At 71.8% G+C, this 7164-nt stretch carries 8 protein-coding genes; 3 read left to right on the top strand and 5 right to left on the bottom strand.

The annotated features are described in order from the left end of the window. Positions 1–532 precede the first annotated feature (532 nt). The gene (locus ACWEQO_RS34415) at positions 533–1060 is read left to right on the top strand and encodes an RNA polymerase sigma factor (RefSeq protein ID WP_452986451.1); all 528 of its coding nucleotides are present in this window, start codon (positions 533–535) and stop codon (positions 1058–1060) included. A 215-nt stretch (positions 1061–1275) separates the two neighbouring features. Next, entirely contained in the window at positions 1276–1470 is a 195-nt protein-coding gene (locus ACWEQO_RS34410; protein WP_452986452.1) for a helix-turn-helix domain-containing protein, read from the top strand. Positions 1471–1676: 206 nt separating this feature from the next. Here the strand turns inward: ACWEQO_RS34410 and ACWEQO_RS34405 are convergent, their stop codons facing one another. The 5 genes from ACWEQO_RS34405 to ACWEQO_RS34385 all read right to left on the bottom strand — a co-directional run bounded on the left by ACWEQO_RS34405 (position 1677) and on the right by ACWEQO_RS34385 (position 6302). Then, entirely contained in the window at positions 1677–2402 is a 726-nt protein-coding gene (locus ACWEQO_RS34405) for a TSUP family transporter (protein ID WP_452986450.1), read from the bottom strand. A gap of 294 nt (positions 2403–2696) precedes the next feature. Continuing rightward, positions 2697–3704 (bottom strand): hypothetical protein, encoded by a 1008-nt coding sequence (locus ACWEQO_RS34400; protein WP_452986449.1) that lies wholly within the window; start codon positions 3702–3704, stop codon positions 2697–2699. Next, the gene (locus ACWEQO_RS34395; protein WP_452986448.1) at positions 3701–4615 is read right to left on the bottom strand and encodes a ParA family protein; all 915 of its coding nucleotides are present in this window, start codon (positions 4613–4615) and stop codon (positions 3701–3703) included. Before ACWEQO_RS34395 ends, ACWEQO_RS34400 begins: the two co-directional genes overlap by 4 nt. Positions 4616–4828: 213 nt before the next feature. Further along, positions 4829–5500, bottom strand: coding sequence for a hypothetical protein (locus ACWEQO_RS34390; RefSeq protein WP_452986447.1), 672 nt, complete (start codon positions 5498–5500; stop codon positions 4829–4831). 100 nt (positions 5501–5600) lie between these two features. Continuing rightward, a complete protein-coding gene (locus tag ACWEQO_RS34385) occupies positions 5601–6302 on the bottom strand; it encodes a hypothetical protein (RefSeq protein WP_452986446.1) in 702 nt (233 codons plus the stop codon). A gap of 540 nt (positions 6303–6842) precedes the next feature. Between ACWEQO_RS34385 and ACWEQO_RS34380 the strand changes: the two genes are divergently transcribed. Beyond that, a complete protein-coding gene (locus ACWEQO_RS34380; RefSeq protein WP_452986445.1) occupies positions 6843–7067 on the top strand; it encodes a hypothetical protein in 225 nt (74 codons plus the stop codon). Positions 7068–7164 lie beyond the last annotated feature (97 nt).

Here is a 7164-nt window from a genome sequence, read left to right as displayed (position 1 = left end):
CGATCCGAGAACCGATCAACCCCCGACGACTTCACCTGACCCGGCCTTGGCACACCCCATCCAACGACCAGAACCCACCAAAGTCACCGGTATTGCCCCTAGCCCAGGTGTAGAACGTGACCAGCGCCACACTGGATATCTCATGCGGCGTTCACCCTTTCCCGTCCCGCGATGCCTGTAGTGGGCAGAGTCGGGGCGCTGGGTCCCGGCCGATCACGAATGGAGTGCTGGTGGGTCCGGAGGTGTTGAACGCGGCGGGCGGTTCAGTGGCGATCGTCCTGCTTGGGCTGGTCTTGCGGCCCCGGAAGAACGGCGCGGGACTGTGGGACGTGCTCCACGAACTGGCCCGTGGACGGACCGCCAACGGAATGGAGCGCGAGCGGCGCGCCACCCTCTCGGTGTTGTTGCGCAGGCTGCCGGACCGCCGGGTTCAGGTGGAAGATGTCGTCCACGGACGGCGGACGGTCATCGGGGAACGCACTGGTACTCCCAGTCGGACGCGTTGACCCGGGCGGCAGGAGGGGGGCGACCCATGGCCCGTGCAGGTGAATCTATAGCCCGCCGCGCAGATGAATTCGACGAGTTCTTCCTGCGCTGGGAACCGCAGGTCAGACGCTATCTGCTGTGGCTTGAGGGGGACCACGCGGTCATCGACGATGCGGCCCAGGAGACGATGCTGGCCGCACACACCTACTGGGACTTCGTCAACCATCTGCAGAAGCCGCAGGCATGGCTGTTCAAGGTGGCCGGCCAGCGACTGCAGCGCGTCCAAGCCTCCCGCCAGCGGCATGGTCTGAGTACTGACCCCGGCGAACTGCCGCAGAGCTCGGGGCCAGACGACCTAGGGTTGAGGGAGAGGGAGCTGGTCTTTTTTGAGGCGGTGCGCAAACTGCCCGACCGACAACGCACGGCGATCGCGCTGCGCTGGCAACTCGACTTACCTAACGACGAGATTGCAGCCGTCATGGGAGTGTCCGTGAACACCGTGAAGACCTGCCTGCGTCTCGGCCGTGACACCCTGGAAATCGCTCTTGCGGACGTCAGCGGAGGTGAACGATGAGCATCGAGCGCCACCTGCACGGTACGGCCACTGCCGTCTCTGAACTGTGGACAGACGAGAACGACACCCGCGCCCGGCTGGCCGCCCTGCACGAGCGAGCCAGTCGTGAGACGTCGGACCAGGAACAGCCATTAGCCCCTTCCAGGGCGCCCCGCAGCACCTCGGCCCGGCCCAGCCTCGGGAGCCACGCTCCCCGGCGCGGCGGGGAGCGGCCACTGAGTGAGATTCCCTTACTGACGGTGGGTGAAGTCGCCAGCATCATGGGTGTCTCCAAGATGACGGTCTACCGGCTGGTCAACAGTGGGCATCTACCGGCCATCCGCGTCGGCCGCTCCTTCCGTGTGCTCGAACAAGCCGTCTACGAGTATCTGCGTGAGAGCTGGCAGGGCGCCGACGTCGACGGCTTGTGACCACGCTTGAGCTGTCCCCGGACTGCCAGCGACATCAGCATCAGCAGAGCTGTCGTCTACGAGCCGCGGGCGGCCGGATGCTTGCCTCCAGCGCGCCATGAAATCGCCGCGACAGGCCCGGACGGCTCGTCACTCTCCGCCACATGCCCGTCTGCCGTTCGCCGGAGCGGTCGGCGGTGTGCCGGGCTCGCAATCAGCCTCGCGCGTCAGCTCAGCGCGGCCTGGTACAGCGACACGCAGGCGCTGGCGACCAGCACCCCCAGGACGATCTTCTTGAAGCGCGCCGAATCCGTACGGGCGAAGACGCGGTCTCCGCACCACCAGCCCGCCAGCAGGCCGGGGAGCCCCGCGCCGGCCAGCAGCAGACTGTCCGGGGTCAGCCGGCCGACGGCGAAGAATCCCGCGAGGGCCAGGACGTTCTGTACGCAGAACGTGGCCTGGAGCGTCGCCCGGAACTCACGGGGCGCCAGCCCCATGGCCTGGAAAGCGGCGACCAACGGCGGCCCGTTCATCCCGGTCGAGGTCAGCAGCGCCCCGCTGGCGAAACCCGCGGCGACCGTGGGGCCCGTCCCGCGCCGGAAGGTCATGCCACGGCCGATCAGGACGGCGAACCCCAGCACGGCACCGGCGATGAGGACGGACAGCGCACCCGCGCTGAGCACCGTCACCGCGAGCAGCCCGAGCGGCATGCCCACGAGGCCCGCTCCGCTCACCAGGCTCGCGGTGCGCACATTGACGTGGTCCCTCTGGTGGACGCAGACCGTCAGCGAGAGCACCAGTCCCAGCGAGGTGACCACGACGATGGCGTTCTGGGGGCTGGTCAGCAGGGCCAGCAGCGGCACGGCCACCAGCGCGAACCCGAAGCCGCTCAGCGCCTGCGCGAACGACGCCAGCGCGATGATCAGCGCCACCTCGGTGATCAGGGTCGTCATCACGTGCGCCCTCCCCGGCCCACTGCCCCCGGGCTGGCCCGTCCGTCCCCGTACCTCCTTCGCACACTACCGGCCCGGCGAACGCAGGCCGCCCAAGGGGGACCCCTTGACCACCACGGGCCCTGGGGCCGAACATGGCGAGGGCCCGGCGCCGCACCTTGCGCCGGGCCCATCCCATCGCCCATAACCGACCGGTCCCCCGACGAGAGGACCCGCAGGGGCCAGGCCCACCCCTGCGCCGGGCAGTGTTCCATCCGGCACCGACAGCCGGACGCAGCAGTCGCCCGGACGGGCCTACGCGTCGTCCGCCTCCTGGCCCTCGGAGGTGTCGCGCATCCGGTACGCCGTCCGGTTCGCGAACTGCCGCAGTTCGCGCCGCAGATGCTCGCCCCGGCCCGGGTCGTACAGCAGGGCCGCGGCGAGGACTCCGCCGCCCACCCGGTCATAGATCTGCCGTTGCTGTGCGAGCGCGGCCTCCATGGTGGTGATGGCCTCCGCGCCCTCGTCCACCTCGTCTTGACTGACGCCGCCCTGGTCAGCCTGGTCGGCCTGGTGCTCGCCGGAGGCCTGCGCCGGCACCTGCGGGGCGGGCGGGGCGAGGCGGGGCGCGCGGCCCTCGGCGGCCGCCACGGTGAGGACGTCGCGCACCTGGTCCGGCCGGGCGAGCCGCGTCGGCGGGGGCAGGAGCGCGCGGGCCTCGGCCAGGTCCGCCGCCGTCACCCGCCGGTCGCCGCGTAGCTCCTTCACCTGGCGGTACAGGGCGACGGCCGCCTCCTGGCCGTACGCCTGGAGGACCGGCCGCAGCTCCCGCGCCTGGCCCTCGTTGATGTCCCCAATTGGGGACACCGCGGCGGCGACGGGCCACGCCTCGATCATCCGGTACGCCTGTGACTTCCGGATCGCCCATACGTCGTCCAGGTACTCCACGAACGTGCCGTGAGTCTCCCGGTAGAGGCGGCCGCGGCTGATGACCTCCAGCGCCTTGCCCGCGACGACGACCGACTTCCGGAACCCGTGGAGCGCCTGTTCACACACGGCCAGGTGTCCGCGCTCGTGCTCGTTCAGCGGCGCCGTGACGGTCTCCTCGACGTCGTACGGCGTGGGGAGCTGGGCAACCGTGACCGGCGTCGACAGGTCCGCCCCGGTCAGTTCGGCGACGACGCTCCCGCCGCCGGACGTCCCACGCGTCGACAAGGCGTACTGCCCGGGCTCGTAGTCCCCGCCGAACACGCCCTCGTCGTCCTGGTCGTCCGGTTCGCTGCTGACGGCGGAGGGGAGGTTCAGCGCGCGACGGCGGCTCACGCTGCGCCCTCCCTCGGCAGGATGACGGCGGCGGCCTGGTCGTAGTCCCCGGCCGGGGCCGCCTCGGGCGCGTACAGGCGGATCGGCTGCTCGGCGAGCGGCGCCTCCGCCGCGCGGATGCTGCGCCGGATCGGGATGACGGCCGCCTCCGGGTAGTCCTGGCTCACCTTGGTGGCGAGCTGCCGGGCAAAGCCGCTCTTGTCCCACGCGGTCAGCAGGACCGCCCCGACGCGCAGTTTCGGGTTGGTCTTCTTCTGCACGCTGCGGATCGTGCGGTGCAGGGACGCCATCCCCTTCATGTCCAGCCCGCCCACCTTGATGGGTACCAGGGCCTCGTCCGCAGCGGTGAGCGCGGCGACTGTGACCAGCCCGAGGGACGGCGCCCCGTCGATCAGGGTCACGTCGTACGGGGAGCGGCCGCCGGCCTCCTCCGCCTCCTGGGCGATCGCGGCCGCCAGGGCCTGCTCCGCACCGATGGGCCGTTCGTACTCCACGCGCGACAGGTCGACCCCGGAGGGCACGACGTCCACCCCGGCGAACAGCGTCGGGTAGGTCGCCTCCGCCAGGCTGCACTCGTCGAAGAACAGGGACCGCAGTGAATGCCGGGGGCTGCCCTCCGGGTACTGCGGCACCAGCCACACCGACAGGGCGGCCTCCTGGTGGTCGGCGTCGATGACGCGCACGTGCAGGCCGGCCGCCGCCCACGCGGCCGCGAGCTCCACGGCGCTGGTGGTCTTGCCCGCGCCGCCCTTCTGGTTCACGACGACGAACGTCCGGGGCGCGGACGCCTGCCGGAACGTCGGCGGCACGAGGATCTGCGGCCGCCAGGACTGATACGGGGTGTCGGCGTCCCACTCGGAGACGACCTCCAGCCGGTCGCCCGGCGGACTGTTCAGCGACGGCAGTGCCAATCACCCGGTCGGCACGGCCGCGGATCGTTACGGTACGGGCGCCCCGTCCCCGCCACGAGGGAGTGCGCCGGCATTCCGCCCACGCGGCCGCCGCGTCCTCGCTCCGGTCTCCAGCACCGCCGCCCGGCCCGCGCACCCCGAGGGCCGGGCGGCGGCATGACGAAGGGCCCCGACGTCGGCTCTCCCGGCGCGGGGCCCTTCGGTCTGCTCGGATCAGTCGAGGTCGATGCTCGCGAGCTGCACCACCAGGGCGAGCGAGCGGACCGCGCTCATCACCTTGTAGGCCGCCTCGTCCGGGTGCTCCATCCCGGCGGCCTCCTGGAGGTCGATGCACGCGGCCCCCGCGGCGAGCCGTACCGCCTCGTCCATGATCTCGGCAGTGCCGTACGACCCGTCACCGGTCAGCCTCGCCAGCACGGCGAGCGCGTCGGCGCCGGTGCGCATGGCGTCCAGGAACGCCTCCCCGGCCCCGACCAGGTCCACCGCGGCCGCTTGCGCCGGGGTCGGCAGAGGCACCGGGCCATCCGTACCGAGGAGAACGCTCTCCGCCTCCGCCAGGACCGCACGGCGCTGCGCCGTGGCCTCCGCCTCCCGACGCTCCCGTTCGGCCGCCTGCGGCCAGCGTGCGGCATCCTTGGTGACGGCGGCGTCCAGCTCGGCGGCCGCCTTCCGGGCGAAGTCGGCGAACGTCTCCACGGAGGGGACCCGCACCGGCTGACCAGGTTCCCCCTCGGTGTGCGGGCGGTAGACCCCCGCCGCCGCCTCGGCGCACTGGGCGATTCCCTCCGTGGCAGTAGTGATCAGACAGGCGTGCCGGACCCGGCGCGCTGGGGTCTGCATGAGGGTGTCCATGGATTCCTCCTGGGTGATTCGGTAGCTGGTCACTGTACGAGATGGAGGAATGACGTTCGGTGCCCATTCCTGGTGCGCGAGAGGGCCCGCCAGCCTCGGAGGTCGGCGGGCCCTTCGGTCTCCTCGGGCTGCGCTACGCGGCCGGGGGCGCCGGGTGGACCTCCAGCCACTCGCGCGGGTTGAACGGCCCCGTCTCGCCCTCGTAGCCCTCATCCGTCCGCACGATCGTCAGGTGCGGCATCAGGTCGGCCGGGTCGGGCGCCTCTTGGTCGACGGGCACGTGCCCGGTGATCGTGTAGTGCGTGCCGACGAGCCGGACGTCCTGGCCCCGGAGATACGACCAGTCGATGCCGGACGGCTGCGCGTACAGGCGGAAGCAGTAACCGGGCTGGTGGCTGGTCAGGTCGAAGCGGCCGTCGGGGAAAGCGAGCCCGCACTTCCAGCACCGGGCGTAGCCCTCGGACCGGTCGCGCTCCCCCTCGCACAGGTAGCAGCCGGCGGTGTGGTCGTCGTGCTCCGAGTGGTGCACGTAGGCCCGGCTGATCTCCGCGTCGATACGGGCCTCCTCGGCGGCCTCCGCGCAGTAGCAGCCGTCACAGGAGGTGCAGACCCCGCAGCCCCCGCACAGGGCCCGGAGGTGGTGCCCACAGGCAGGGTTGACGTCGTTGTGCGAGTCGCCGGTCCACGACGACACCCACGGGCCGCCGTTCCCGGGGAAGGTGCGCGGAGCCGGGGCCGGGCCGGTCTCCTCGGCGCGCAGGGCGGTGGTGTACTTCGCCCCGGCGCGGGCGGCTGCTCGGGCGCGGCGAGCGGCGGTGCTCTGCCTCTTCGGCATCCGGTCCTCCAGGCTTCGGCGGCCCCACGCGTCCGCCGGTCATCCGTGAGGGAGCCGACAGCAGGACTGAACCTCGCGGGCCCCCGGGGACCTTGGCCGGCGGTGCTCCCCGGGCGGCGTGGGCGCCGGGAGCGGCGGCGTGTGGCGTGCGCGTCCTGCCACGAGGAGCACCGTAGCGGCTCCCCGGGCCCGCGCGGGCCGGATCACCCGGACGCGGGGCGGCCCCGCCCGGGCGTGCTGCCGGACGGGGCCGCCGTTGAGAGGAGGCCAGCAGCCCTCCGGGGCCGGGACGGGAGAGGCGTCCGGGGCTGTCCTACGCGGCCGGGGGCGCCGGGTGGACCTCCAGCCACTCGCGCGGGTTGGGCTCGGCGACCGGGCAAGGAAGGCGACGGGTAGGACGGACCACCCGAAGGAATAGGGGGAACGGCACCGCAGGCGCGCGGTTTGGGCAGGTCAGCGGGTTTCCCGCTGCCCTGTGTCACTGAGGACTGGCGTATTCCCGGCTGTCTCCATGCCACCGAATGGTCCAAGCTCCTCGGCATGACCACGCACCACACCCCAGCAGGGGCAATGGCGAGTGCTGCCCGAGAACCGGCACTGCCCGTCAAGGAGAAAGAAACCCACAAGGCCGCCCCCTCGAGGAGGCACACCAACTTCATCGAGAAGGCGGGACTGGCAGCGATAGGCGGCGCGTTCGCCGGCGCCTTCCGCTCCGTGACGAACTGGGTCCTCCGCCACTTCCCCGGAGGTCCGGACGGCGAATGAGGCTAGTACTCCAGCCGTAGATCGTGACTTGGCGCAAGGTGACGCCGGTCTGTGGGGCTCGGCCTGACGGCGGTGGCTGGCTACCGCCGTCCGGGCT

This window comes from Streptomyces sp. NPDC004051 (assembly GCF_053604275.1).
The sequence above is the reverse complement of the archived record's forward strand: the minus strand, read 5'-3'. Positions and strand labels throughout refer to the sequence as shown.

Bases quoted from the DNA above. Each gene is read 5' to 3' on its own strand.
- ACWEQO_RS34415 (WP_452986451.1), top strand. From the start codon at position 533: ATGGCCCGTGCAGGTGAATCTATAGCCCGCCGCGCAGATGAATTCGAC.
- ACWEQO_RS34405 (WP_452986450.1), bottom strand. From the start codon at position 2,402: ATGACGACCCTGATCACCGAGGTGGCGCTGATCATCGCGCTGGCGTCG.
- ACWEQO_RS34385 (WP_452986446.1), bottom strand. From the start codon at position 6,302: ATGCCGAAGAGGCAGAGCACCGCCGCTCGCCGCGCCCGAGCAGCCGCC.
- ACWEQO_RS34380 (WP_452986445.1), top strand. From the start codon at position 6,843: ATGACCACGCACCACACCCCAGCAGGGGCAATGGCGAGTGCTGCCCGA.